The following is a 23,347-nucleotide window of genomic DNA, read 5'->3' on the forward strand; positions in this document are numbered from 1 at the left end:
GCTCGTCGAAGCGACGCTCGCCGCCTCGGGGTTCCGGCCCTTCGACAGGCTCAGGGACCGTATCCGTCCTGTCCGCGGAGACGGCATCCACCGTCGCTGAGCTCGTCGAAGCGACGCTCGCCGCCTCGGGTCCCATCCCTTCGACAGGCTCAGGGACCGTGCGGCTCAGGGACCGTGGTGAGGTTCAGGGACCGTGCGGCTCCTGTACTCCAATGCCGGGGTCAGCGGGTGACGCGGCCCAGGCGCGGGAGGCGCGGCACGTTCGCGACCGCGCCGGCGTCCGGGGGCACGATGACCTCCTGCGCCGCGGCGATCGTCACGTCGTCGGCGATCACGAGGAGCTGCGCATCCGGCGCCACGGACCTCTTGATCACGGCGAGCGCGACGGGTCCGAGCTCGTGGTGCAGCGCGCTCGAGGTCACCGAGCCGACGGCGACCGGCTCCTCCCCCTCGCGAGGCGCGAGCACCGGCGCGCCGGGGCCCGGAAGCACGGCGTCGGAGCCGTCGAGGTGCAGCAGCACGAGCCGGCGCGGCGGCTTGCCGAGGTTGTGCACCTTGGCGACCGTCTCCTGCCCGCGGTAGCAGCCCTTCGTCAGGTGCACGGCGGTGCGCAGCCAGTCGAGCTCGTGCGGGATGCTGCGCTCGTCCACCTCGGCGCCGAAGCGCGGCCGCCACGCGGCGATGCGCAGCGCCTCGAGCGCGAGCGTGCCGGCCGCGGCCAGCTCGCCGGCCGCCACCCGGTCGGCGACGGACGCCAACTCGGCGCGCGGCACGAGCACCTCGGTCTCGCGCCACTGGGCGCCCGGGTGGTCATCGGCATGGGAGTACTGGTGCCCACCCGGTCGCACGGCGGACCAGGGGTCGCGCCAGGCGAGGAGAACGCCGTTCGGCGCCGCGACGGGCAGGCCGAGTGCGGCGGGATCACCGAAGGTGGCGATGGTCGCGTAGTCGCCCGTACGGTCCTGGGGCTCCACGCGCAGCATGAAGCGCATGCGGGAGAGCCAGGCGAGCAGCTGCTCCGCCTGGTCCCGCTCAACGAGGAGCCACGCGGTCTCGCCGTCGTCGAGCACGCGCACCGCGTGCTCGAGCCGGCCGTTCGGATCGAGGAGGAGAGTCTCGGCGGACTCGCCGGGGGCGAGGCCGCGAAGGCTCTGACTCGTGAGCGAGTCGAGCCAGGTCAGCCGGTCCTCACCGGGGATGGCGAGCACGGCACGGTGGGAGAGGTCGACGACGGCGCGGCCGGACTCGAGCGCGCGCTGCTCGAGCACGGGGTTGCCGTAGTGGGCGGCGACGCCGGCGTCCGGCCCCTCGCCCGACACGGCGCCGGGGAGGGTGAGGAACTCAGTCAACGCGGGCCAGCCTTCCTGAAGCGTGCGTGCGCAGGTCCTGGCCGAGGGCGGCGATGTCCCACGCCCAGAGCAGGTCGCGCTCCACGAGCCCGTAGATCCGGGTCGCGGCGGAGTAGTTCTTGGAGCCGTCGGTGCGCATGACTGCGTCGGTCGCCAGGTCGATGCGCGGGCCGCGCACCTGGCCGAGGTACACCTCGCTTACACCGCCGGGGTGCACGAGGGAGACCTCGATGTCGAAGCCCTGGTTGTCATTGCGCAGCGTCTCGACGTCGGACGCCGTCCGGTAGGGCGGGTCGCCCACGCCGGGCAGCAGGCCCGGGCCGGGATCCGCGTCGCCGAGGGGCCGGCTGAGCCGCCAGTAGCCCGTCTCGGTCGCGAGGGGGGTCGTCCCGCCGACGTAACTGTCGCCGGCCGGGTCGCGCAGCCATGTGGACGAGCTGTAGTTGAGGTGCGGGAGGCCGTCGTGGCTGAAGCTCACGCGCTGGCGGAACTCGTGCCGCTCCACGTCGTCGCCGACGACGTACTCGACCATGCCTGAGCCCTCCCAGACGCCGAGCAGCCAGGACAGCGGAACGAGCTCAGCGGGCAGCCCGACGGGAAGTTCGATCATGGCGCGACCTGTCTTTCGGACTGATCGGCGGGGAGAGCGAGCGTCAGCTCTGACCGCGGAAGAGGTTGTACAGCACGACAACCGAGACGGCGCCGATCGCGAGAGTCGCCAGGACCAGCAGGCCCGTGTAGAAGAGTTCGAGGGCGATCAGCGAGGACATAGATCGATTTTAGCCCACCGGCGGCGACACGGCCGCCAGCACCGCGGTCGCGAGGGCGAGCAGCACCACGAGGCCGCACACGCTGAGCATCGCCCGCCCGACGAAGCCGGTCTTGCGAGGCAGCGCGAGCTGGATGAGGAAGGTGACGATCACGCCGGCGCCGAGCACGACGGGCAGCCAGTCGAGGTAGTCGCCGGGGGCGGCCAGTGCGGCGACGAGGACGATGCCGACGACCCCGAGGATCCACACCGGCACGACGCTCTTCCACTGGCCAACCACCCGTTCATTGTGCCGCACGGCCCTCACCGCTGCGGCGCCCCGACCGGGCGGGCGGCCGCCTGCGATCCCCGGGGGAGGGAAAAGGACGCCGCGCGAGCGCCGCTAGGATGAGAAAAATTCCGGGACGAGAGGATCGTGAGTGGCGCAGCTGTTGATCCTCACGTCTGCGACGGACGTGGAGGCGCTCCCGTCGCTCGCCCTCCTCAGCCACCGAGTCCGCTCCATCCCCGCGGAGCCGGCCAGCCTCGTCAACGCCCCGTCCTCGGACCTCATCCTCGTCGACGCCCGCGCCGACCTGGCCAGCGCGAAGTCGCTCTGCAAGATCCTCACGACCACGGGTGTGAACGTTCCGCTCGTGCTCATCCTCACCGAGGGGGGACTCACCGCGGTGAGCGCCGACTGGGGTGCGAGCGACGTCATCCTCGAGTCGGCGGGTCCCGCGGAGGTGGACGCCCGCATCCGGCTCGTGATCGGCCGCGCCACCGAGGTGCACACCGCGTCGAAGATCCAGGCATCCGGCGTCGTGATCGACGAGGCGAGCTACTCGGCGAAGGTGCACGGCACGCCGCTCGATCTCACCTTCAAGGAGTTCGAGCTCCTGCGCTTCCTCGCCACGCACCCGTCCCGCGTCTTCACCCGGGAGCAGCTGCTGAGCGAGGTGTGGGGCTACGACTACTTCGGCGGCACCCGCACCGTCGACGTGCATGTGCGACGCCTCCGGGCGAAGCTCGGCGATCTGGAGTCGCTGATCGGCACGGTGCGCAACGTGGGCTACCGCTTCAACGTGTACGAGGATGACGATGAGCGTTCCGGTTCGGCTGTCCGCTCCTAGCCCCGGCGACCCCGAGTCGCTCGCCCGGTTCCGCCGGCTCGTCGCGGACGCGGAGCGGGTGGACGGGCAGCGCGCCGTCAACGAGCAGTCGATGCTGACGGTGGGACGCGATCGCGGTCCCGTCCTCCTCGAGGCGCACGTCGGCGACTCCCTCGCGGGCGCGGCCGTGCTCGCGACACCCGAGGACGCCGCCGGGTCGGCCGAGGCCGAGTTCCTCGTCGCCCCCGAGTTCCGCCGAAGCGGGGTCGGAACGGCGATCCTGGCCCACCTCGTCGATTCCGCCCCACACGGTCTCGCCGTCTGGGCCCACGGCGATCACCCCGGCGCCGCGGCGCTGGCCCGCCGCTTCGACCTCCGGCGCGCCCGCGTGCTGCTCAAGCTGTCCGCGCCCCCGGGCGCCGATCAGACGCCCTGGCAGCGCACCGACCTCAGCCTCTCCGCCTTCGACGCCGACCGGGACGCCGACGACTGGCTGCGCCTCAACGCGCTCGCCTTCGCCGGCCACCCGGAGCAGGGCGGCCAGACGCGGGACGACCTGGACGCCCGGCGTGCGGAGCCCTGGTTCGACCCCGACGACTTCCTCCTCGCCCGGGACGCGTCCGGCACGCTCGTCGGCTTCTGCTGGCTCAAGGTCGAGGTGCCCGAGGGCGACCCCGCCGGCGCGGCGGACGGCGGCGCCGCCGTCGAGGGCGTCCCCGCGAACGCCGACGTCGAGGGCGAGATCTACGTGCTTGGCGTGCATCCGGACCGGGCCGGCGCCGGGATCGGCCGGTCGCTGCTGCGTGCGGGGCTCGACCGGCTCCGCGTGCGGGGCGTGAGCCGCGTGACCCTCTATGTGGAGGAGGAGAACGCCTCCGCGGTGCGCCTGTACCGGTCCGAGGGCTTCACCGACGCGGCCGTGGACGTGCAGTACCGCCGCTGACCGCAGTGCCCCGTGCGGCCACGCTCCTGTGACGGCCCGGTCCCCTGCCCCGATCGGCGCACCTGCATCTCCGACGGGCACTCCCCCGGCCGGCGGCGACCAGGGTTCGCCCCGGGTCCGCCGTCGGTTCCCCGGCCGTTTCCGTTCCCGGAGAGCCGCACGGTGACAAGATGGATCAATGGACAGCGAAACGTACCTCGGGGACGCGAAGGCCGTCACGGACCTTCTCGACGATTTCGACGAGGAGGAGACGACGAGCGTCGACGACGGCTCACTGCCGGAGGACCGCTTCCTCGACCGCGAGCTCAGCTGGCTCGCCTTCAACCAGCGGGTGCTCGAGCTCGCCGAGGATCCCCGCCTGCCCGTGCTCGAGCGGGCCAACTTCCTGGCCATCTTCGCCAGCAACCTCGACGAGTTCTTCATGGTGCGGGTCGCCGGTCTCAAGCGCCGCATCGCGACCGGTCTCGCCGTCCCGACCGTCACCGGCCGCACGCCCACCGAGGTGCTGGCCGACATCAACCGCACCGCGTACGAGCTGCAGCGCAGGCACGCGGAGGCGTTCCGCTCCGGCGTGAAGCCGGCGCTGTACGACGCGAACATCCGCATCGTCGAGTGGGACGAGCTGGACGACTCCCAGCGCGATCACCTGCGGCAGACGTTCGCCCAGCAGATCTTCCCGGTGCTCATGCCGCTCGCGGTGGACCCGGCACACCCGTTCCCCTATATCTCCGGCCTCTCGCTGAACCTCTCGGTGCGCGTGCGCAACCCGAAGACCGGCAGGCAGGAGTTCGCGCGCATCAAGGTGCCGCAGATGCTGCCCCGGTTCCTGCCGCTCGGCGCGGACTCCGGCTCGGGCGTGCTCGAGTTCATCGCGCTCGAGGACCTCATCTCGAACCAGCTGGAGGACCTGTTCCCCGGCATGGAGATCGTGGAGCACCACGTCTTCCGGGTCACCCGCAACGAGGACGTGGAGATCGAGGAGGACGAGACCGAGAACCTCATCCAGGCCCTCGAGAAGGAGCTGCTCCGACGCCGCTTCGGCCCGCCGATCCGGCTCGAGATCTCGGACGACATGGACCCGGTGACGCTCGACCTGCTCGTGCGCGAGCTGGACATCACCGAGCAGGAGGTCTACACCCTCCCCTCGCCGCTGGACCTCGGCGGCCTCTTCTCGATCGCGAAGATCGACCGGCCCGCGCTGCACTACCCGAACCACGTGCCGACGACGAGCCTGCCGATCATGCCGACCGAGCCGAACTCGAAGCCCGACATCTTCCGCTCCATCGCGCGCCAGGACATCCTCCTGCACCACCCGTACGAGTCGTTCGCGACGAGCGTGCAGGCCTTCCTGGAGCAGGCCGCGGCCGACCCGCACGTGCTCGCCATCAAGCAGACGCTGTACCGCACCTCCGGCGACAGCCCCATCGTCGAGGCCCTCATCGACGCGGCGGAGTCCGGCAAGCAGGTGCTCGCGCTCGTCGAGATCAAGGCCCGCTTCGACGAGCAGAACAACATCAGCTGGGCGCGCAAGCTCGAGAAGGCCGGCGTGCACGTCGTCTACGGCCTGGTCGGGCTGAAGACCCACTGCAAGCTCGCCCTCGTGGTGCGGAACGAGAAGGGGCGCCTGCGCCACTACAGCCACATCGGCACCGGCAACTACAACCCGAAGACGAGTCGCATCTACGAGGACCTCGGCCTGCTCACCGCGGACGACACCGTCGGCAAGGACCTCACCCGCCTGTTCAACGAGCTGTCCGGGTACGCCATCGAGAAGAAGTTCAAGCGCCTCCTCGTCGCCCCGCTGCACCTGCGGAAGGGGCTGCTCAAGCGCATCGCGATCGAGACGAAGAACGCCCAGGAGGGCAAGCCGAGCGGCATCCAGATCAAGGTCAACTCGATCGTCGACGAGGCCATCATCGACGCGCTGTACCGCGCGAGCGCGGCGGGCGTGCCGATCGACATCTGGGTGCGCGGCATCTGCGCGGTGAAGCCCGGCCAGGCGGGCCTGAGCGAGAACATCCGCGTGCGCTCCATCCTCGGCCGCTACCTCGAGCACTCCCGCGTGTTCTCCTTCGTCAACGACGGCGACAAGCAGATGTACATCGGCAGCGCCGACATGATGCACCGCAACCTCGACCGCCGGGTCGAGGCGCTCGTGCGGCTGGTCGACCCGGACCAGATCAAGGAGATCGACCACCTCTTCGAGCTCGCCATGGCGCCGACCACGTCGTCCTGGTGGCTCGACGAGACCGGCATCTGGACCAGGCACCACCTGGACGACGAGGGCACCGTGCTCGACGACATGCAGAACCGGGTCATGTACCAGGTGTCGCGGAGGCGGCGCTCCGGTGCCTTCCGGTGATGGGGGCCGGCGCCTGAGCACGGCCGACGGGGTCGTCTACGCGGCCGGCGCGGTCGTGTGGCGGCGCATCGGCGACGACGTGCAGGTCCTGGTCATCCACCGCACCCAGCACAAGGACTTCAGCCTGCCGAAGGGCAAGCTCGACCCCGGCGAGGCGCTGCCCCAGACCGCCGTGCGCGAGGTGTTCGAGGAGACCGGCCTGCGCGTGTTCCTCGGCACCCCGCTCGGCGCCGTGGAGTACCCGATCCCGAACGGGCGCACCAAGGAGGTGCACTACTGGGCCGCGGAGGCGACGAAGAAGGCCGTCGCAGAGTCGACGTTCACGCCCAACAAAGAGGTGGACGGGCTCGACTGGCTGCCCATCCCGACCGCGCTCGCGCTGCTGACCTACGCGAGCGACATCGACGTGCTGCAACTCTTCGCCGACCAGCTCGACCGCGGGGTCGAGCGCACGTTCGCCCTGATCGTGCTGCGACACGGCAAGGCCGTGCAGCCCTACGAGTGGGACGGCCCCGACGCATCCCGCCCGCTGAAGCCGCGCGGTCGGCGCCAGGCCGGCGCGATCGTCCCCACGCTCGAGACGTTCGGGCCGCGCGTGCTCATCAGCAGCACCGCGACCCGGTGCATCGAGACGCTGCAGCCCACCGCGGAGGCCCTGGGCCTCGAAATCCGGACGACGGCCGGGATCAGCCAGGACGCCTACGAGGAGCACGGCGGGTCGGTGCGGGACATCGTGGAGAGGCGCATCGAGCGGCGGAAGACCGCCGTGCTGTGCAGCCACAGTCCGGTGCTCCCGGAGATCCTGCACGAGATCGCGGTGCTCACCGAGACGCGCTCCGCGCTGCGGCTCACCCGGGCCGGGATGCTGAGCCCGGCGGAGTTCACCGTCGTGCACCTCTCCGCCGACGACCCGACGCTGGGCATCGCGGCGATCGAGACCCACTCCCCGAAGGAGTAGGAGAGCCGGCGGTCTCGGTCCCACGGTCCTCCACGGTCCCTGAGCCTGTCGAAGGGACGCGACGAACCCCGAGACCCAGCACCGCTCTCGTCGCTTCGACGAGAGCAGCGACCGTACCTGCTTGTGCGCGTCTCCTCCACGGTCCCTGAGCCTGTCGAAGGGACGCGACGAACCCGGGACCCAGCATCGCTCTCGTCGTTCCGACGAGCTCAGCGACCGTACGTGTTGATGCGCGTCTCCTCCACGGTCCCTGAGCCTGTCGAAGGGACGCGAGGAACCCCGGGACCCAGCACCGATCCCGTCGCTTCGACGAGCTCAGCGACCGTACGCGTCCAGGTTCATCCTGCTCGTCAGCCCTCGGCGAACGCGGCCGCGGAGCGCCGTCCTGTTCACCTTCCGTTAACCGTGACGGACGACTCTCGTTAACCGTCCGGATTAGCGTGCGGCGAGGGCCTGCACCGGCCCACACAGTCCTGACATCAAACCCGGAAGGCCACTTTTGAACATCACGCGTTTCGGAGGGGTGACGGCTCTTGCCGCCGTCGCCGCTCTTGCCCTGACCTCGTGCGCAGCGAACGAGACCGGTGGCGCCGCCCCCGCCGCCTCCGAAGGCAGCACCGACGGCGGCTCCGCCCTGTCGGGCACGCTCGTCGGAATCGGCGCATCCTCGCAGGGCTCCGCCCAGGAGGCCTGGCGCGCGGCGTTCCAGACCGCGAACCCCGAAGTGACCGTCGAGTACTCCCCCGACGGCTCCGGCGCGGGCCGTGAGGCGTTCATCGCCGGTGGCGCCGACTTCGCCGGCTCCGACCGCGCGCTGAACGAGGAGGAGCTCGCCGGCACGTTCGGCAAGTGCGCCGAGGGCACCTCGGCCATCGACCTCCCCGTCTACATCTCCCCCATCGCGGTCATCTTCAACCTCGAGGGCGTCGACGAGCTGAACCTCGACCAGGCCACCCTCGCGGGCATCTTCGCCGGCACCATCACCACCTGGGACGCCCCCGAGATCGCGCAGCTCAACCCCGAAGCGACGCTGCCCTCGTCGCCGATCACCGCCGTGCACCGCTCGGACGACTCCGGCACCACCGAGAATTTCACCGAGTACCTCCACGCCGTCGCCCCCGACGTCTGGACCGAGGAGGCTGACGGCGTCTGGCCCGAGTCCTTCGGCGGCGAGGCTGCGGCCCAGACCTCCGGTGTCGTCGACGCCGTGACCAACGGCAACGGCACCATCGGCTACGCGGACGCCTCGCGTGCCGGTGAGCTCGGCGTCGCGAAGATCAAGGTCGGCGAGGAGTTCGTCGAGTACTCCCCCGAGGCCGCCGCCGCGATCGTCGACGCCTCCCCCGAGGCCGAGGGCCGCGAGGAAAACGACATCGCGTTCGAGATCGACCGCACCTCCACCGAGGCCGGCGTCTACCCGATCGTGCTCGTGAGCTACCTCATCACCTGCCAGGACTACCAGGACGACGAGACCGCCGCCCTGGTCAAGGCCTACGTCGGCTACGTCGCGAGCGAAGAGGGCCAGGCCGAGGCCGCGAGCACCGCGGGCATCGCGCCGCTGTCCTCCACGGTCTCCGCGCAGGTCTCCACCGCGATCGAGTCCATCAAGTAGCACCGCCCCCCGTGCCCGCCCCGTTGCGCTCTGCGCGGCGGGGCGGGCATCCTCGGGTTCAGGGATGCTACCCATCCCGCTCCCGAGCCAGCCTGATCACCCGATGAACCAGGGAATCGAATGACTGCCGTCGCCAAGACCCCCACCGCGATCAAAGCCAAGCAGAGGCCGGGCGACCGGGTCTTCTCCGCAAGCACCGTCTTCGCGGGAAGCCTCATCCTCGTCATCCTCGCGGCTGTCGCGCTCTTCCTCATCGCCCAGAGCGTGCCGGCCTTCGCCGCCGACCCCGCGGACATCGTCGGCGGCGAGGGCTTCTGGTCCTACGTCGCGCCGCTCGCCTTCGGCACCGTGTGGGGCGCGATCATCGCGCTCGCCATCGCCGTGCCGCTCTCGATCGGCATCGCGCTGTTCATCTCGCACTACGCGCCGCGGAGACTGGCGTCGCCGCTCGGCTACGTCATCGACCTGCTCGCCGCCGTGCCCTCCGTGGTCTACGGGCTCTGGGGCATCGGCGTGCTCGCCCCCGCGGTCGTGCCCTTCTACCTCTGGCTGACCGAGAACCTCGGCTGGTTCCCGCTCTTCTCCGGGCCGGTCTCCGGAACGGGCCGCACGATCCTCACCGTGGCCGTCGTGCTCGCGGTCATGATCCTGCCCATCATCACCGCCCTCTCCCGCGAGATCTTCCTGCAGACGCCGCGCCTGCACGAGGAGGCCGCGCTCGCCCTCGGCGCCACGCGCTGGGAGATGATCCGCATCGCCGTGCTGCCGTTCGGCCGCCCCGGCATCGTGTCGGCCTCCATGCTCGGCCTCGGCCGCGCACTCGGCGAGACGATGGCGGTCGCGATCATCCTCTCCCCCGCCGCCATCGTGAAGTTCGCCCTGCTGCAGCAGCAGAACCCGAACACCATCGCGGCGAACATCGCGCTCAGCTTCCCCGAGTCCTTCGGGCTCGGCACCAACACCCTCATCGCGTCCGGGCTGATGCTCTTCGTGATCACCCTCGTGGTCAACTCGATCGCCCGGTACATCGTCAACCGCCGCAAGGCCTTCTCGGGAGCGAACTGATGGCCGTCACGACCGGGGCGCGCCCCTTCGCCAACTCACTGACCGCCGGCCGACTCCCGCGCGGCGCGACCTTCGGGGTGCTCGCCGCCAGCTGGCTCGTGCTGCTCGTCGTCTTCCTGCTGCTGCAGATGGGCGGCGTGACCGAGAACTACAACCTGGTCGGCGCCCTCGTGCTCGGCACGGTGCTCTTTGCGGTCACGCTCTTCGCGGTGTCGTTCGCGGTCGAGGGCTCGCGCCTCGCGAAGGACCGGCTCGCCACCATCCTGGTGACCTGCGCCTTCGTGCTCGCCCTCATCCCGCTCGTGAGCCTCGTGTTCACGGTCGTCACCTTCGGTGCCGCGCGCTTCGACCCCCAGTTCTTCAGCTACTCGATGCGCAACGTCGTCGGCCAGGGCGGCGGCGCCATTCACGCGATCATCGGCACGGTGGTGATCACGCTGGCCGCCGCGGCCATGAGCGTGCCGATCGGCATGCTCACCGCGATCTACCTCGTGGAGTACGGCCGCGGCCGCCTCGCCCAGGCCATCACCTTCCTCGTCGACGTGATGACGGGCATCCCGTCCATCGTCGCCGGCCTGTTCGCCTACGCCCTGTTCGTGCTCTTCACCGAGCCCGGCGTGCGCATGGGCTTCGGTGGCGCGGTCGCCCTGTCGGTGCTGATGATCCCGATCGTCGTGCGCTCCACCGAGGAGATGCTGAAGCTCGTGCCGAACGAGCTCCGCGAGGCCTCCTACGCCCTCGGCGTTCCGAAGTGGCTCACCATCGTCAAGGTCGTGCTGCCCACCTCGCTGGCCGGCATCCTGACCGGTGTCACGCTGGCAATCGCCCGCGTCATCGGCGAGACGGCCCCGCTGCTCATCATCGCCGGCTTCACCGCCAGCGTGAACTACAACCTGTTCAGCGACCGCATGATGACCCTGCCGGTGTTCGTCTACAACCAGTACGTCTCGCAGGGTCAGGACGCTCAGGCGTACATCGACCGCGCCTGGACCGGCGCGCTCGTGCTGATCCTGATCGTCATGCTGCTCAACCTCATCGCGCGCATCGTGGCGCGGGTGTTCGCCCCCAAGTCCCGCTAGCCCGCACCGCACCCGAGAAGGAACCGAAGTGTCCAAGCGCATCGAAGTCAACGACCTCAACGTCTACTACGGCAAGTTCAAGGCCGTCGAGGACGTCTCCCTCACCATCGAGCCCCGCACCGTCACCGCCTTCATCGGCCCGTCCGGCTGCGGCAAGTCCACCTTCCTGCGCACCCTGAACCGCATGCACGAGGTCATCCCCGGCGCCTATGTCGAGGGCGACGTGCTCATCGACGGCAACAACCTCTACGGCCAGGGCGTCGACCCCGTGCTCGTGCGCCGCCAGGTCGGCATGGTCTTCCAGCGCCCGAACCCGTTCCCCACCATGTCGATCAAGGACAACGTGCTCGCGGGCGTAAAGCTCAACAACCGCCGCATGTCGAAGAACGACGCGGACGACCTGGCCGAGCGCTCGCTGCGCGGCGCGAACCTGTGGAACGAGGTCAAGGACCGCCTCGACAAGCCCGGCTCCGGCCTCTCCGGCGGCCAGCAGCAACGCCTCTGCATCGCCCGCGCCATCGCGGTGCAACCGGACGTCGTGCTGATGGACGAGCCGTGCTCCGCCCTCGACCCGATCTCGACCCTCGCGATCGAGGACCTCATCGAGGAGCTCAAGCAGGACTACACGATCGTGATCGTGACGCACAACATGCAGCAGGCCAGCCGCGTCTCCGACCGCACCGCGTTCTTCAACATCGCGGGCACCGGCAAGCCGGGCAAGCTCATCGAGTACGACGACACCGACACCATCTTCTCCAAGCCCAGCGTCCAGGCCACCGAGGACTACGTTTCCGGCCGCTTCGGCTGATCCCGCACTCCCCCCAAAACGCCGATCCCGGCTCCTCACCCGAGGAGCCGGGATCGGCGTTTTCGGGCAGGGGGACGGGATCGGCGTGGCCGCGGTGGAAGGGCAGGGCACGTCAACCCGGCGCAGGCGACGCGGCTGAGGCAACGCGGGGTAGGCACGGCTCGGGTCTGGCCCGGCTCGCGTCGGGCCCGTCTACACGCAGGACGCGTCAGGCGCGGTTCAGCAGGACGATCGGCTTGGTCGTCGGGGCCTCGGAGCCCGGTTCCGGCTCCACGGTCACGCCCACGGTGCCGCCACGGCCCAGCGAGCCGTCGAGCAGGTGGTAGACGAGGCCGTCCGTCTCGGTGCGGAAGGTTCCGGCGGGGGTCGCGGTGCCGGCCGAGTTGATGTACCAGGCCTCGTAGACGCTGTCCTCGGGAAGCGGCGCGAGCTGGTCGAAGACCACGACGGAGCGGTCGAGCTGCTCCGACCACACGAGCGTCGCCGTGCCGTCGCCCTCGACGTCCGCGCTGCGACGCTGAGCGTCGGGGGCGGCGTAGAGCTCGGCGAGCGCGGAGGCCTCCGCCTCCACCTGGGGGCTGTCGCCCTCGAAGAGGACGCCGACGGCCACTCCGCCCGCGAACAACGCAAGGGCCGCCGCTGCCGAGCCGAGCACGAGTCCCGGGCGGGCGTACCAGCGGGAGCGGGCCCGGGCCTCAGCGGGCCCGGGAGTGGCTGCGTCGGCGGAGGCGTCCGCGGCCGGGGCGCGATCCGCAGGCGGGACGATCGGGATGGACGCGGAGAACGGGCGGGACTCGCGGCTCAGGGACGACGTGTGGGACACGTCATCACCGGCGGAGGTCGCGGCGGACCCGTCGCGCACGTCCGCGACGGCATCCGTGGAGCTGTCCGTCGAGGCGGCGGTCGGGGCGGTCGCCGCAGCGTCCGCGGGAAGCTGCGGGGTGCGCGCGATCTCCGCAAGAAGTCGTGCCCGCAGGGCGGCCGGGGGCGCGACCGGCCGGGTCGCGAGCCCCAGCTGGGCTGCGGTCCCGGAGAAGCCGTCGATCTCGTCCCGCAGGGCGGCCGAGTCGCGTGCGGCGGCGTCGATGTCCTCTACCTCGTGCGGCTCGAGGGCGTCGAGCGCGCGTGCGGCCGCGTTCGTGCGCACGTCGTCGTCGTGCGAACGGAGGTCGTCGTTCATGACGCCACCCCCAGCTCGTCGCGCAGGCGAATCATGCCGTCGCGCAATCGCGTCTTCACGGTGCCGAGGGGGATGCCCAGGTGGTCGGAGACCTCGCGCTGGGTGAGACCGCCGTAGTAGGCGAGGGTTACCGCCTCGCGCTGGGCATCGCTGAGCCGGGCGAGCGCCCGCGTCACGCGGACGTTCTCCAGGCGGATCTCCACCTGCTCCGCCACGTCGTCGTAGCCCTCGACGTGGTCGCGCACGCCGATGCGCATGTCGCGCTGACGACTGGCCTCGGACGCGCGGATGCGGTCGACCGCCCGGCGATGCGCCATGGTGAGGATCCAGGTGATGGCGGAGCCGCGTTCGGCGGCGTAGCGGGGCGCGTTCTGCCAGATCTCCAAGAACACCTCCTGCGTCACCTCCTCCGACTGTGCATGGTCGACCAGGAGGCGCTGTACGAGGCCGTGAACCCGCGATGAGGTCTGGTCGTAGAGCTCCGCGAAGGCGTCCTGGTCACCAAGCGCCACGCGCGCCAACAAATCCTCACGGGGCGCCGGGGCGGGTGAGCCCGAGCGCTCGCTTCGGTCGGTCTCCGCTGGCACGAGTGCAAGCATGTCAGAGATGGCCAGTTGTCGCAGCGCGGTCATGATCACCAGTGGTTCGGAGCACAGCCCCCGGCGGATTGGTCCTCGCCGGGGCCGGCAGAAGCCGCCGCTTAACGGAGGAAACCGAGCCGCAGAAACGCCTCTCGGCGCGAGGCCGCTCGGAGCGGCAAATATTGGAGCCCGGGGTTACTGCGGCCCGGCTCCCCTATTCTAACCCGCCCATCCGCCAGAGGCGGGCGCAGGAGGTGAGTTCGGCGGCCGTTCGCGCCAGGCGAAGCGCCCGCTTCGTGAGCTCCGTCGCCCGCTCCGGCGTGATGACCTCGACGTCGTCGGCGATGCTCGTGCATCCCTCGGACGTGACCCGGCAGAACGCGGCGGCGCGGTCGAGGGCGACCGCGAAGTCCCCCTCGAACACGCCCCGCAGGATCTCGTCGGCGAGCTCGAGGATCTCGGTGGGGCCCGTCGGGGTCGAGGCGCCGGCGACCACCTGGTCGATGGTCACCGAGATCTCGGAGCCGCGCTGGAACGTGAACGCGGTGCCCTCCGGATCCTGCCGGATCATCGCGCGGACGAGATAGAGCCGCCAGAGGGCGCCGGGAAGACTGCGGGGGCTCGACCGGGACCACAGCTCGGCGACCGCGTCGATCCCGTGCTCGTCCGTGTACTCCACCAGCCGGTTGAGCACGGCGGGTTCCGGGTTGTCGCGCACCCGTCCCAGCAGGGCGTGGGCGGTGTCGTGCGCGATGCGGGAGATGGTGGCGGGATCCTCGCCGCCCTTCATCCCCTCGAACTTCGACCCCGAGAACTTGGTGGGCTTGTGGAACTCTTCGGTCACCCGACAACCCTACGAGCACGCGGGAGCCGACGGGTGGGCACGGTAGATTAGACGCCGCGGGCCTCTAGCTCAGTTGGTAGAGCAAGGGACTTTTAATCCCTGGGTCGTCGGTTCGAGCCCGACGGGGCCCACCAGGTACATCGATCTCTCGGCGCTGCTGCCCCTACTCGCAGCCGATGCCGTCACCCTCTCGGTCTAGATGTGGGCCATAACCCGGGTCTCCCCTCCTGACGGGATCGGCACCGGCCGCGCGCGCCGCGTCACAGTTCTTGTAATACGGAGGTGCAGGAGCGGGAGCCGGTGCAGGAGCCGGAGCGGGGGCGGGGGCGGGCGCTGGAGCGGGGGCAGGCGCTGGAGCGGGGGCAGGCACCGGTGCCGGAGCAGGGGCAGGAGCGGGCGCCGGTGCAGGGGCAGGCACCGGAGCGGGTGCAGGTACCGGCGCGGGGACGACGACGGCCTCAGCGTTTTCCTCCGGTTCCGGCGCAGGAGCAGGGGCGAAGGGCGACACGAATGCCTTGGTGTCCGGGCAGAAGCCGAGCACGCGCTTCATCGCATCCCGCTCGGCCTTCGTGACCCAGAGACCGTACGTCGCCTTCACGGACACCTGACGGGCCACGTACTGGCACACGAAGCTCTTGTTCGAGGGCAACCAGGTGGCGGTGTCCCCGTCGCCCTTCTGCGCGTTCGACCGCTGGTCCACCGCCAGCAGGTTGATCGGGTCGTTCGCGAGCGAGATCCGCTGCGCCTCGGTGAGCTGCTGGGCTCCCGTCTGCCAGGCGTTGGACAGAGACACCAGGTGATCGATTTGCACCAGGGGCGACGTGTCGTTGCCCCGCTCGAACTCGATGGTCTTGCCGGTGTACGGCGACTCCACCGTGCCGCTCATCACCTTGCAGCCGCCCGGGGCCAGCTCCGTGTCGATGAGGTCCCGCTCGAGGATGTCGTTCCGCGTGTCGCAGCCGTTGCGGTCGACGTCGAGCCACGCGGTGCCGAACCCGCCCTCGCGGTCGTACGCGGTCTTGGGCGCGCGGCCCTTCACGGGCAGCGTGTCCAGGAGGGCGAGGACCTTCGTGTCCTCGTCGATGGGGGCGGCGAGCACCACGGCCGCCGCCTGCGCGGCGGCCTGAGGCTCGGCCGGATCGACGGGGGCTTCGTCGTCGAGGGTGGGCGCGGGAGTGGCGCTGTCCGTGGCCGTCGCCGCGGGTGCCGGCTCCTCCGTGCCGCCGCCGCGCACGGCCGCGGCGGAGTCGGCCTCGTTGACCGCGACGCCCGTTCCTGCGGACGCGACGCCGGCGACCAGGCCCGCCACGAGCACGACCACCGCGGCGCGGCGGGAGGGGATCCTCGCCCACGAGCCGCGTCCCGTCACCAGCGCGTACAGGGCCGTCCCGATGCCGATGACCGCGGCCCAACCGAACAGCACGGGGAAACCACCGGCCGCGGCGACGAGCATCAGGAACACCGCGACCGCACCCCAGACGAGGAGGGCCGGTCCCCGCAGCACGAGGGGCCGCCGCACTCGGGGCGCGGGAATCGCGCGAGTTCTCCTCGGCCCGGGATCGGCGGGGTTCGGCTGCGTCATGGGGTCCTCTCGGGATCACCTGATCGTACGGACGCGCCGACGTAATTCCGCACACCGGGAAAGGGGTGTCGCGGCAGTGCCGTGCGCGCCGCCATGCGCGGCCGCCCGTGTCCACCCGGACATGACGTCGCCGGGCGCCCGGGAAGGACGCCCGGCGATCGGGCCGCGCGGGGAGGGAGGTGCCTAGACGCTGCGCCAGTCGTCGCTCGTGAGATGGGATCCCGCCTGCGGTCCCATCTGCAGCATTCCGCCGTCGACCACGAAGGACGCGCCGGTCACATAGCTCGACTGCGGCGAGGCCAGGAAGGCGATCACGGACGCGATCTCCCGCGCGTCGCCGGGACGGCCCAGCGGGATGCCCGGGCGATCCGTCTGGTGCGGGTCCTCGTCGGTCTGCCCCGTCATCGGGGTCGCGATCTCACCGGGCGCGACGGAGTTGGCCGTGATCCCCTGTCGGCCCAGTTCGAGCGCGAGCGTCTTGATCAGGCCGCCGAGGCCGTGCTTCGCGGCGTCGTAGGCGCTCGAGCCCACGCGCGGCTGGTGCTCGTGCACGCTCGTGACGGCGATGATGCGGCCGCCGTTGCCCGCCGCCACCATGCGGCGCGCCGCGCGCTGGATGCAGACGAAGGCGCCGTCGAGGTCGGTCGCGACGACCGCACGCCAGGCGTCGAGCTCCATGTCGACCAAGGGCACGCTGTCGCCGGTGCCCGCGTTGTTCACGAACACGTCGACGCCGCCGAGCTCCTCCGCGAGCCGGTCGATCACGTCTCCCGCGTTCTCGAGGTCGCTCTTGTCGAGCTCCGCGACGACGGCGCGCACGCCGTGCGAGCGCACCTCCTCGGCGGTGCGCTCGGCGCCCTCCTTGTCGTCGTGCCAGGTGATGCCGATGTCCATTCCCGCGGCGGCGAGCGCGACGGCGGTGGCGCGGCCGATGCCGGAGTCGGAGCCGGTGACGATTGCGGTTCGAGGTGAGAAAGTCATGCTTCGAGCGTGCGCCGGTCCGGTCCGCCCGGCAAGTGCGTGAGGGCCCTCGTGCCGCGGCGGGTGCGAGCAGGAGCGTCCTCCGACGAGCTCAGGGACCGTATGGATATGGAGGCGCGAGAACGTGCGAGACCGCGCGGGAGCCGGCCCCACGGTCGCTGAGCTTGTCGAAGCGACGCGGGGTTCCTCGACGGGCCCGTGTGGTTCCGGAGGCGCGAGCGCGTGGGGGCGCGTGGGGGCCGGCCCCACGGTCGCTGAGCCTGTCGAAGCGACGTGCGGTTCCTCGGTCGGCCCGGGACCCCCTAGAACGGCGGTTCCTCCGGAGTCACCGCCTTCGCTCGGGCGATCCTCCGTCCCGGCTTCGGGGTCGCGATGTGCGTTGCCGGTTCGGTCTCGTATTCCCGGCCGCTGGGCGCGAGCCACCGCACCCTTCCACCACCGGCGGAGATGGAGGACCAGGCGGTGTGGTGCTTCACCCGGTGGTGCGACCGGCACAGGTGGACCAGGTTGCCGTAGTCGGTTCCCCCGCCGTACTGCCAGTCGGTGACGTGGTCGACGTCCGCCCGGCCAGCACTCCGGTTGCACCCCGGGAAGCGGCACGTCTGGTCCCGAACTCGAAGCCACGTCCGCAGGTCCTTCGGCACGGCGTACCGGTCGCGACCCACGGACAAAACCGCGCCCGTCTCGGGGTGGGTGAGGATCCGGGTGAAGCTCGGCGCCCTCGCCGCGATCCGGCGAGTGGTGTCCGCGTCGATGGGCCCGTAGCCCTCGAGCGTGCCCGGCTCCTCCGAGCGGCCAAGGAGCGTCAGCACCGGGACCGTCACGAGTACGCGGGGCCGGATGCCGACGCCGATTGGTGCATCGATGCGCCGCGTCGACCTCTCCTCCACAGAATTGTCAGCGCTAGCCGCGGCGGTGGTCGTGCCATCCATGAGGAGGTCGGTGAACGCGTCGGCCATGAGCTGCGTCCGTGTCCTCTCCTCCCCAGGTTCCGCCTTGAGCTGCTCGGCGATGTCCCGCAGCCGGTTGGCAATGCCCAGGACCTCCGTTGCGGGTAGATAGGCGCTCAACCAGGCCATGCCGTCCTTCGCCGGGCACGTCTCGATGTGCCTGTCGGCGACCGACGCGGTGTGACGCTCCTGAATTGATTCCGGGTGCAGCCGCTCCCGTAGTTCCCGCGTTGCCTTGTCGAGCTTCGGCACGGTGAGGTGCTCGGCGCGGGGTAGGACAGCCTCCTCGACCGCGCTCACTCCGGCGGGTGGAAGTGTGGTGGTGTGGTCGATGAGCACTTGGGCGTGTCGGTAGCCGATCCGGCCGGTGCGTAGCGCCTCCTGGGTCGCAGGCAGGTCGTGCAGCAGGGCCTCGCTCTCCGCGATCAGCCGCTCCGCGGCCCGCTCGGAGATGCGCAGGGCAGCGGCGACCTCGGTCGTCAGGACGCGGCGTCCAGCGATCTTCGGTGACCACCGCGGGCCACCCGTGGTGGGCATAGAGAGGTCGGTTGCTTCGGTCCAGAGGCGGGCGCGATCGATCGCCTCAGCGCGGAGGGAGTGGCCGAGCCGGATGATGCGCTCAGCCGCGGTGACGGCGTCGATCATCGCCAGGAAGGTATCGGTGCTCGCCTGCCGTGGTGGTGATCCGTCGGGCGGGATCGGGTCGGGTGGAGCGGTTCGTTCGGTCATGCGTCCAGGCAAAACCCCGCCACCGACACCGACCTTCACGCTCCTGTGGACAATGTGGAGAAATAGCGGCGAGCGTCCATGGCGTCCCTTCGACAGGCTCAGGGACCGTATCGGAACCACCCGAGGCAGAGCACCTCGCATCCCTTCGACGGCTCAGGGACCGTGTCGGGACCACCTGAGGCAGGGCACCTCATGTCCCTTCGGCAGGCTCAGGGACCGTCTCAAGACCGCCGGGTCAGGCCGGCGGGAGGATGTAGCGGATGCCCCAGGTGGCCGTCCACTCCTCGCCCGGCTGCAGCCAGCGCAGCCCCTGGCCGGTGTTGAATGCGTTCGCGGGGGCGGTCATCGGCTCGATCGCGATGGCGAGGTCCGGACCGGACAGCGTGGGGAACGCGGTCGGCGTGTACACCTGCAGGAAGCCGAACTCCTCCCCCGCCCACAGCTCGACCCGGCGGCCGTCCGGGGCGGTGACGCGGTGCCTGCTCACCCCGTGCTCGCGGACGACGGCGCCCAGGCCGACGTTGAGGTTCAGCTCCGCCACGCGGCGCTCGCCGCGCAGGTCGAACTCGGTGCCGTCGACAGAGTGCTCGGCAACCGGGATCATCTGGTCGTCGGTCTCGAAGTAGGTGTCCGCCGCGACGGTGACGACGAGGTCGGAGGTCGGCACGTCTCCGATCTTGAGATAGGGGTGGGCACCGATCGCGGTGGGCGCGGCGGAGGAGGAGTCGTTGCGAATGCGGTGCGTCACCTCGATGCCGTCGTCCACCAGACGGTACGTCACGCCGGTGTCGAGCAGGAACGGCCAGCCGTGCTGCGGGAACACGGTCGCGGACAGCGTCACCGCATCGCCCGTGTGCTCGACGAGGGTGTAGCCCGTGTTCCGCAGGAGTCCGTGCGAGGCGTTGGAGTACCCCGGCTCGGTGATGTCGAGCTGCTGCTCCCGTCCGTCGAGCAGCCACAGGCCGTCCTTGATGCGGTTCGGCCACGGCACGAGCACAAGCCCGGACCCCATGGGCGCGAGGCGGTCCTCGCCCCACGGCTCCACGAGGTCGACGCCGTCGATGCTGAGCCCGCGCAGGCAGGCGGCGAGCTGCGTCACGGTCGCGCGCACCATACGCCTCCCGGCGTGGAGCTCGAGCGGGTACTGGTCTCCGGTTACGGGTCGCATTCGCCCGAGTCTAGGTGCGCCTTCGCGCAGGCCGCACCCCGCACCCGGGCTCGCAGCCCGGCTAGGCGGGCCGCGAGTCGGCCACGACCACGTCGACCCCCGCCGCCCGGAATGCGTCGATCCGGCCCGCGGCGGCACCGTCGTCGGTGATCAGGGTGGCCACGTCGGCGAGCGGCCCCACCGTGCCGAGGTGTACCCGGTCGAGCTTCGACGAGTCGGCCACCACGACGGGCCTGGCGCTGGCGCCGAGCATGAGCCGCTTGATCTCCGCCTCGGGCAGGTTGATGTTCGTCACGCCGCGCTCGACGTCGACGCCGTTGCAACCCAGGAACGCGATGTCGGCGTGCATCTGCTCGAGCACCGGGCGGGCGAGCGGGTCGACGAGGGAATGCTGCAGCGGCCGGAGCGTGCCGCCGGTCACCACGACCGTGAAGCGCGGGATGGCGCGCTCGAGCTCGAGGGCGATCGTCAGGCCGTTGGTCACGATGGTCACGTCGTGCAGGTCGGAACGCGCGACAAGCGCTCGGGCCACGGCGAGCGTCGTGGTCCCCACGTCGAGCAGCACGCTCTGCCCGGACACCACCATGGCGGCCGCCGCGGTGCCGATGTGCTCCTTCGCCCCCGAGGAGGACTCGAGCGACTCCTCGAACGACGCCTCGCGCTCCGGCGCCGCCTGGCGCGGTACAGCCCCGCCGTGCACCCGGAGGATGAGGCGGGCCCGCTCCAGGGCGCCGAGGTCGCTGCGCACGGTCACGCCCGAGATGCCGAAGGTCTCGCTCAGGTCGACGACCTTCACGAAGCCGCGGGAGGCGATCACCTCCGCCATGCGGCGCCGGCGGAGCACAGCGGGGAGCCCCTGGTCAGTCGGCGACTCGGGCTCCGGACTCATGCATCGATCTTCAAGTGCTTACGAATGGTTGTCAAACGTTGCGGAGGGCTTTCAGCTTCGCAAGCGGATCCGAGTATCCTTGCGGCATGACTTCGCCCGAACCACAGTCGTTGTCCCGCGGCATCGTGAAGCGGCCGTACACGCTCGCTGACGGCAGGGAACTCTTCTACTACGACGACGCCGACACGACGTTGCCGCCGGACCGTGCCGAGGACGCCCGTGTGCTGGGCCCTCGCCCGCCCACCGCAACCATGCGTCAGGACGTGCTCACGGGCGAGTGGATCTCGATCGCCGCGGCGCGCCAGAACCGGGTGTTCCTGCCGCCTGCGTCGCAGGATCCGCTCGCCCCGGCCACGCCGGAGAACCCGTCCGAGATCCCGAGCAACTACGACGTCGCCGTGTTCGAGAACAAGTCACCCTCCTTCGGTCCGCTTCTCGACGACGAGAACGCGCCCCAGGGGCAGGACGACCTCACGGAGATCGGGCTCGGGCGCACCCGCACGTCCATCGGGCGCTGCGAGGTCGTGTGCTTCAGCCCCCAGCACACCGGATCTTTCGGCACCCAGAGCGAGTCCCGCGCGCGCACCGTCGTCGAGGCCTGGGCGGACCGCACGGCCGCGCTCTCCGCCATGCCGGGCATCGCGCAGGTCTTCCCGTTCGAGAACCGCGGCGAGGCCATCGGCGTGACACTGCATCACCCGCACGGCCAGATCTACGCCTACCCCTACGTCACGCCGCGCACCCGGCGGCTCATCGCGTCCGTGGAAAAGGTCGGACCCGACCTGTTCGAGCGCATCCTGGAGTCCGAGCGGAGCTCGGAGCGCGTCGTGCTGGCGGGCGAGCACTTCACGGCGTTCGTGCCCTTCGCCGCGCGCTGGCCGCTCGAGGTGCACATGCTGCCCCACCGCCACGTCCCCGACTTCGCCGAGACAACGGAGGAGGAGCGCGACGAGCTCGCGCTGATGTATCGCAGGCTCCTGCGCGGCATCGACTCGCTCTACTCCACCCCCACCCCCTACATCGCCGCATGGCACCAGGCGCCCGTCGTGGAGCACCGCGACGACATCCGGCTCATGCTGCAGATCACCTCGCCCCGCCGGGCCGAGGACAAGCTCAAGTTCCTTGCCGGGTCCGAGGCCGCCATGGGCGCCTGGATCGGCGACGTGCCGCCCGAGCAGGCGGCCGCATTCCTTCGAGAGGGCATCGACCGCGTATGACCGACAGCACCGACATCTACTCCGCCGCCCGCGACGGGTTCCGCGAGCGCTACGGCCGCGAGCCGCTCGGCCTCTGGTCGGCGCCGGGACGCGTGAACCTCATCGGCGAGCACACCGACTACAACGACGGCTTCGTGTTCCCGTTCGCCATCGACCGCCGCACAGTCGTCGCGCTCGCCCCGCGCGAGGACGGCGTGATCCGCGTCGGCAGCACCTTCGCCGCGGACACGGAGGAGATGGCCGTCGAGTCCCTCTCGCCCGACCGCATCGCCGGCTGGTCGGCGTACCCGTTCGGTGTCGCGTGGGCCCTGCTGCAGCACGGCGCCGATGCGTCGACCGCCACCGGGTTCGACGCGTACTTCGCGTCCGACGTGCCGGTCGGTGCCGGCCTGTCGTCGTCGGCCGCCATCGAGAGCGCCGTCGCGGTCGCCCTGAACGAGGTGTGGGGGCTCGAGTACAACAAGCGCACGCTCGCCCGCGCCGGTCAGCTGGCCGAGAACCAGGTGGTCGGCGCGCCCACCGGCATCATGGACCAGTCCGCCTCCCTGTTCGGCAAGCAGGACGCCGCGGTGTTCCTCGACTGCCGCAGCCTCGACGCCGAGGTCATCCCGCTCGGTTTCGAGGGCGCGGGCCTCGAGATCCTCATCATCGACACCAAGGTCAGCCACTCGCACGCCGACGGCGGCTACAAGGACCGCCGCGCATCCTGCGAGGCCGGCGCCGCGGCCATGGGCGTCGAGTCCCTCCGCGATCTCGACGCGGACGACCTGCCCCGGGCCGAGTCCGTGCTCGACGACGTGACGTTCCGCCGGGTGCGGCACATCGTCACCGAGAACCAGCGCGTGCTCGACACCGTGCGCACGCTGCGCGAGGAGGGCCCGCGCGCGATCGGCGGCCTGCTCGATGCCTCGCACGTCTCGATGCGCGACGACTTCGAGATCTCCGTGCCGGAGCTCGACCTCGCCGTGGCGACCGCGCAGGCGTCCGGCGCCGTGGGCGCGCGTATGACCGGTGGCGGCTTCGGCGGAGCCGCCATCGCCCTGGTGCCGTCCGAGCTCGTCGCCGACGTGAGCCGGGCCGTCTCCGCAGCCTTCGCCGACGCCGGCTACGCCGCACCGGACCAGTTCACCGTGCGCCCCTCCGAGGGCGCCCGAGCGGAGCGCTGACCCGGCCGCCCACACCTCAGGGGA

At 70.8% G+C, this 23,347-nt stretch carries 21 protein-coding genes and 1 tRNA gene; 11 read left to right on the forward strand and 11 right to left on the reverse strand.

The features are described from left to right. Window positions 1–221: 221 nt before the first annotated feature. The 3 genes from ygfZ to DAI20_RS01110 all read right to left on the reverse strand — a co-directional run bounded on the left by ygfZ (window position 222) and on the right by DAI20_RS01110 (window position 2,398). Window positions 222–1,349: a CAF17-like 4Fe-4S cluster assembly/insertion protein YgfZ gene (ygfZ, locus tag DAI20_RS01100; protein WP_108248746.1), complete on the reverse strand. Its 1,128-nt coding sequence runs from the start codon at window positions 1,347–1,349 to the stop codon at window positions 222–224. Beyond that, window positions 1,342–1,959: a nitrobindin family protein gene (locus DAI20_RS01105; RefSeq protein ID WP_108248747.1), complete on the reverse strand. Its 618-nt coding sequence runs from the start codon at window positions 1,957–1,959 to the stop codon at window positions 1,342–1,344. The genes ygfZ and DAI20_RS01105 overlap by 8 nt, the downstream gene beginning before the upstream one ends. Window positions 1,960–2,128: 169 nt before the next feature. Beyond that, window positions 2,129–2,398, reverse strand: coding sequence for a hypothetical protein (locus tag DAI20_RS01110; protein WP_108248748.1), 270 nt, complete (start codon window positions 2,396–2,398; stop codon window positions 2,129–2,131). Between the two features lie 139 nt (window positions 2,399–2,537). Between DAI20_RS01110 and DAI20_RS01115 the strand changes: the two genes are divergently transcribed. The 8 genes from DAI20_RS01115 to pstB all read left to right on the forward strand — a co-directional run bounded on the left by DAI20_RS01115 (window position 2,538) and on the right by pstB (window position 12,036). Beyond that, a complete protein-coding gene (locus DAI20_RS01115; protein ID WP_108248749.1) occupies window positions 2,538–3,230 on the forward strand; it encodes a winged helix-turn-helix domain-containing protein in 693 nt (230 codons plus the stop codon). Further along, the gene (gene mshD, locus DAI20_RS01120) at window positions 3,199–4,152 is read left to right on the forward strand and encodes a mycothiol synthase (protein ID WP_159084868.1); all 954 of its coding nucleotides are present in this window, start codon (window positions 3,199–3,201) and stop codon (window positions 4,150–4,152) included. Before DAI20_RS01115 ends, mshD begins: the two co-directional genes overlap by 32 nt. A gap of 178 nt (window positions 4,153–4,330) precedes the next feature. Further along, entirely contained in the window at window positions 4,331–6,514 is a 2,184-nt protein-coding gene (locus tag DAI20_RS01125) for an RNA degradosome polyphosphate kinase (protein WP_108248751.1), read from the forward strand. Beyond that, the gene (locus DAI20_RS01130) at window positions 6,501–7,472 is read left to right on the forward strand and encodes an NUDIX hydrolase (RefSeq protein WP_240605809.1); all 972 of its coding nucleotides are present in this window, start codon (window positions 6,501–6,503) and stop codon (window positions 7,470–7,472) included. The genes DAI20_RS01125 and DAI20_RS01130 overlap by 14 nt, the downstream gene beginning before the upstream one ends. 499 nt (window positions 7,473–7,971) lie before the next feature. Then, on the forward strand, window positions 7,972–9,084 hold the full coding sequence (gene pstS / locus DAI20_RS01135; RefSeq protein WP_108248752.1) for a phosphate ABC transporter substrate-binding protein PstS: 1,113 nt from the start codon (window positions 7,972–7,974) through the stop codon (window positions 9,082–9,084). A 120-nt stretch (window positions 9,085–9,204) separates the two neighbouring features. Next, window positions 9,205–10,149 (forward strand): phosphate ABC transporter permease subunit PstC, encoded by a 945-nt coding sequence (pstC, locus tag DAI20_RS01140; protein WP_108248753.1) that lies wholly within the window; start codon window positions 9,205–9,207, stop codon window positions 10,147–10,149. Beyond that, window positions 10,149–11,228 carry a phosphate ABC transporter permease PstA gene (gene pstA / locus DAI20_RS01145; protein ID WP_108248754.1) on the forward strand — a complete coding sequence of 360 codons (1,080 nt, stop codon included), beginning with the start codon at window positions 10,149–10,151 and terminating at the stop codon, window positions 11,226–11,228. The genes pstC and pstA overlap by 1 nt, the downstream gene beginning before the upstream one ends. Before the next feature lie 28 nt (window positions 11,229–11,256). Then, complete coding sequence (gene pstB / locus DAI20_RS01150; protein ID WP_108248755.1) at window positions 11,257–12,036, forward strand: phosphate ABC transporter ATP-binding protein PstB; 780 nt, start codon at window positions 11,257–11,259, stop codon at window positions 12,034–12,036. A gap of 208 nt (window positions 12,037–12,244) precedes the next feature. Here pstB and DAI20_RS01155 read toward each other — a convergent pair whose 3' ends face one another. From DAI20_RS01155 to DAI20_RS01165, 3 genes are all read right to left on the reverse strand, one after another. After that, window positions 12,245–13,216 (reverse strand): anti-sigma factor, encoded by a 972-nt coding sequence (locus DAI20_RS01155; RefSeq protein ID WP_108248756.1) that lies wholly within the window; start codon window positions 13,214–13,216, stop codon window positions 12,245–12,247. Then, a complete protein-coding gene (gene sigK, locus DAI20_RS01160; protein ID WP_108249662.1) occupies window positions 13,213–13,815 on the reverse strand; it encodes an ECF RNA polymerase sigma factor SigK in 603 nt (200 codons plus the stop codon). The genes DAI20_RS01155 and sigK overlap by 4 nt, the downstream gene beginning before the upstream one ends. Window positions 13,816–14,011: 196 nt before the next feature. Next, window positions 14,012–14,641, reverse strand: a complete 630-nt coding sequence (locus tag DAI20_RS01165; protein WP_108248757.1) for a DNA-directed RNA polymerase subunit beta — start codon at window positions 14,639–14,641, stop codon at window positions 14,012–14,014. Between the two features lie 58 nt (window positions 14,642–14,699). Between DAI20_RS01165 and DAI20_RS01170 the strand changes: the two genes are divergently transcribed. Beyond that, window positions 14,700–14,775 (forward strand) — tRNA-Lys (locus DAI20_RS01170). Window positions 14,776–14,804: 29 nt separating this feature from the next. On the opposite strand, the gene DAI20_RS01175 is transcribed toward DAI20_RS01170, so the two are convergent. The 5 genes from DAI20_RS01175 to DAI20_RS01195 form a co-directional block, all read right to left on the reverse strand. Further along, the gene (locus tag DAI20_RS01175; protein ID WP_240605811.1) at window positions 14,805–16,223 is read right to left on the reverse strand and encodes a GmrSD restriction endonuclease domain-containing protein; all 1,419 of its coding nucleotides are present in this window, start codon (window positions 16,221–16,223) and stop codon (window positions 14,805–14,807) included. A 183-nt stretch (window positions 16,224–16,406) separates the two neighbouring features. Next, on the reverse strand, window positions 16,407–17,204 hold the full coding sequence (locus DAI20_RS01180) for an SDR family oxidoreductase (RefSeq protein ID WP_108248758.1): 798 nt from the start codon (window positions 17,202–17,204) through the stop codon (window positions 16,407–16,409). 302 nt (window positions 17,205–17,506) lie between these two features. Continuing rightward, a complete protein-coding gene (locus DAI20_RS01185) occupies window positions 17,507–18,883 on the reverse strand; it encodes an HNH endonuclease signature motif containing protein (RefSeq protein ID WP_159084869.1) in 1,377 nt (458 codons plus the stop codon). 235 nt (window positions 18,884–19,118) lie between these two features. Continuing rightward, window positions 19,119–20,051 (reverse strand): aldose 1-epimerase family protein, encoded by a 933-nt coding sequence (locus tag DAI20_RS01190; protein WP_108248760.1) that lies wholly within the window; start codon window positions 20,049–20,051, stop codon window positions 19,119–19,121. 61 nt (window positions 20,052–20,112) lie between these two features. Continuing rightward, window positions 20,113–20,940 (reverse strand): DeoR/GlpR family DNA-binding transcription regulator, encoded by an 828-nt coding sequence (locus DAI20_RS01195; protein WP_108248761.1) that lies wholly within the window; start codon window positions 20,938–20,940, stop codon window positions 20,113–20,115. Between the two features lie 86 nt (window positions 20,941–21,026). On the opposite strand from DAI20_RS01195, the gene galT reads away from it, so the two are divergent. Further along, the gene (galT, locus tag DAI20_RS01200) at window positions 21,027–22,157 is read left to right on the forward strand and encodes a galactose-1-phosphate uridylyltransferase (protein WP_108248762.1); all 1,131 of its coding nucleotides are present in this window, start codon (window positions 21,027–21,029) and stop codon (window positions 22,155–22,157) included. After that, entirely contained in the window at window positions 22,154–23,323 is a 1,170-nt protein-coding gene (galK, locus tag DAI20_RS01205) for a galactokinase (RefSeq protein WP_108248763.1), read from the forward strand. The genes galT and galK overlap by 4 nt, the downstream gene beginning before the upstream one ends. Window positions 23,324–23,347 lie beyond the last annotated feature (24 nt).

It is taken from the genome of Planctomonas deserti, from assembly GCF_003067705.1.
Classification (GTDB): Bacteria; Actinomycetota; Actinomycetes; order Actinomycetales; family Microbacteriaceae; genus Planctomonas; species Planctomonas deserti.

What these genes read in the sequence shown, in the direction of transcription:
- DAI20_RS01195 (WP_108248761.1), bottom strand. Translation starts at nt 20,940, where the DNA reads ATGAGTCCGGAGCCCGAGTCGCCGACTGACCAGGGGCTCCCCGCTGTG.
- pstC (WP_108248753.1), top strand. Translation starts at nt 9,205, where the DNA reads ATGACTGCCGTCGCCAAGACCCCCACCGCGATCAAAGCCAAGCAGAGG.
- DAI20_RS01185 (WP_159084869.1), bottom strand. Translation starts at nt 18,883, where the DNA reads ATGACCGAACGAACCGCTCCACCCGACCCGATCCCGCCCGACGGATCA.
- DAI20_RS01180 (WP_108248758.1), bottom strand. Translation starts at nt 17,204, where the DNA reads ATGACTTTCTCACCTCGAACCGCAATCGTCACCGGCTCCGACTCCGGC.
- DAI20_RS01155 (WP_108248756.1), bottom strand. Translation starts at nt 13,216, where the DNA reads ATGAACGACGACCTCCGTTCGCACGACGACGACGTGCGCACGAACGCG.
- DAI20_RS01125 (WP_108248751.1), top strand. Translation starts at nt 4,331, where the DNA reads ATGGACAGCGAAACGTACCTCGGGGACGCGAAGGCCGTCACGGACCTT.
- galK (WP_108248763.1), top strand. Translation starts at nt 22,154, where the DNA reads ATGACCGACAGCACCGACATCTACTCCGCCGCCCGCGACGGGTTCCGC.
- DAI20_RS01105 (WP_108248747.1), bottom strand. Translation starts at nt 1,959, where the DNA reads ATGATCGAACTTCCCGTCGGGCTGCCCGCTGAGCTCGTTCCGCTGTCC.
- mshD (WP_159084868.1), top strand. Translation starts at nt 3,199, where the DNA reads ATGAGCGTTCCGGTTCGGCTGTCCGCTCCTAGCCCCGGCGACCCCGAG.
- galT (WP_108248762.1), top strand. Translation starts at nt 21,027, where the DNA reads ATGACTTCGCCCGAACCACAGTCGTTGTCCCGCGGCATCGTGAAGCGG.
- pstA (WP_108248754.1), top strand. Translation starts at nt 10,149, where the DNA reads ATGGCCGTCACGACCGGGGCGCGCCCCTTCGCCAACTCACTGACCGCC.
- DAI20_RS01190 (WP_108248760.1), bottom strand. Translation starts at nt 20,051, where the DNA reads ATGCGACCCGTAACCGGAGACCAGTACCCGCTCGAGCTCCACGCCGGG.
- sigK (WP_108249662.1), bottom strand. Translation starts at nt 13,815, where the DNA reads ATGCTTGCACTCGTGCCAGCGGAGACCGACCGAAGCGAGCGCTCGGGC.
- DAI20_RS01175 (WP_240605811.1), bottom strand. Translation starts at nt 16,223, where the DNA reads ATGACGCAGCCGAACCCCGCCGATCCCGGGCCGAGGAGAACTCGCGCG.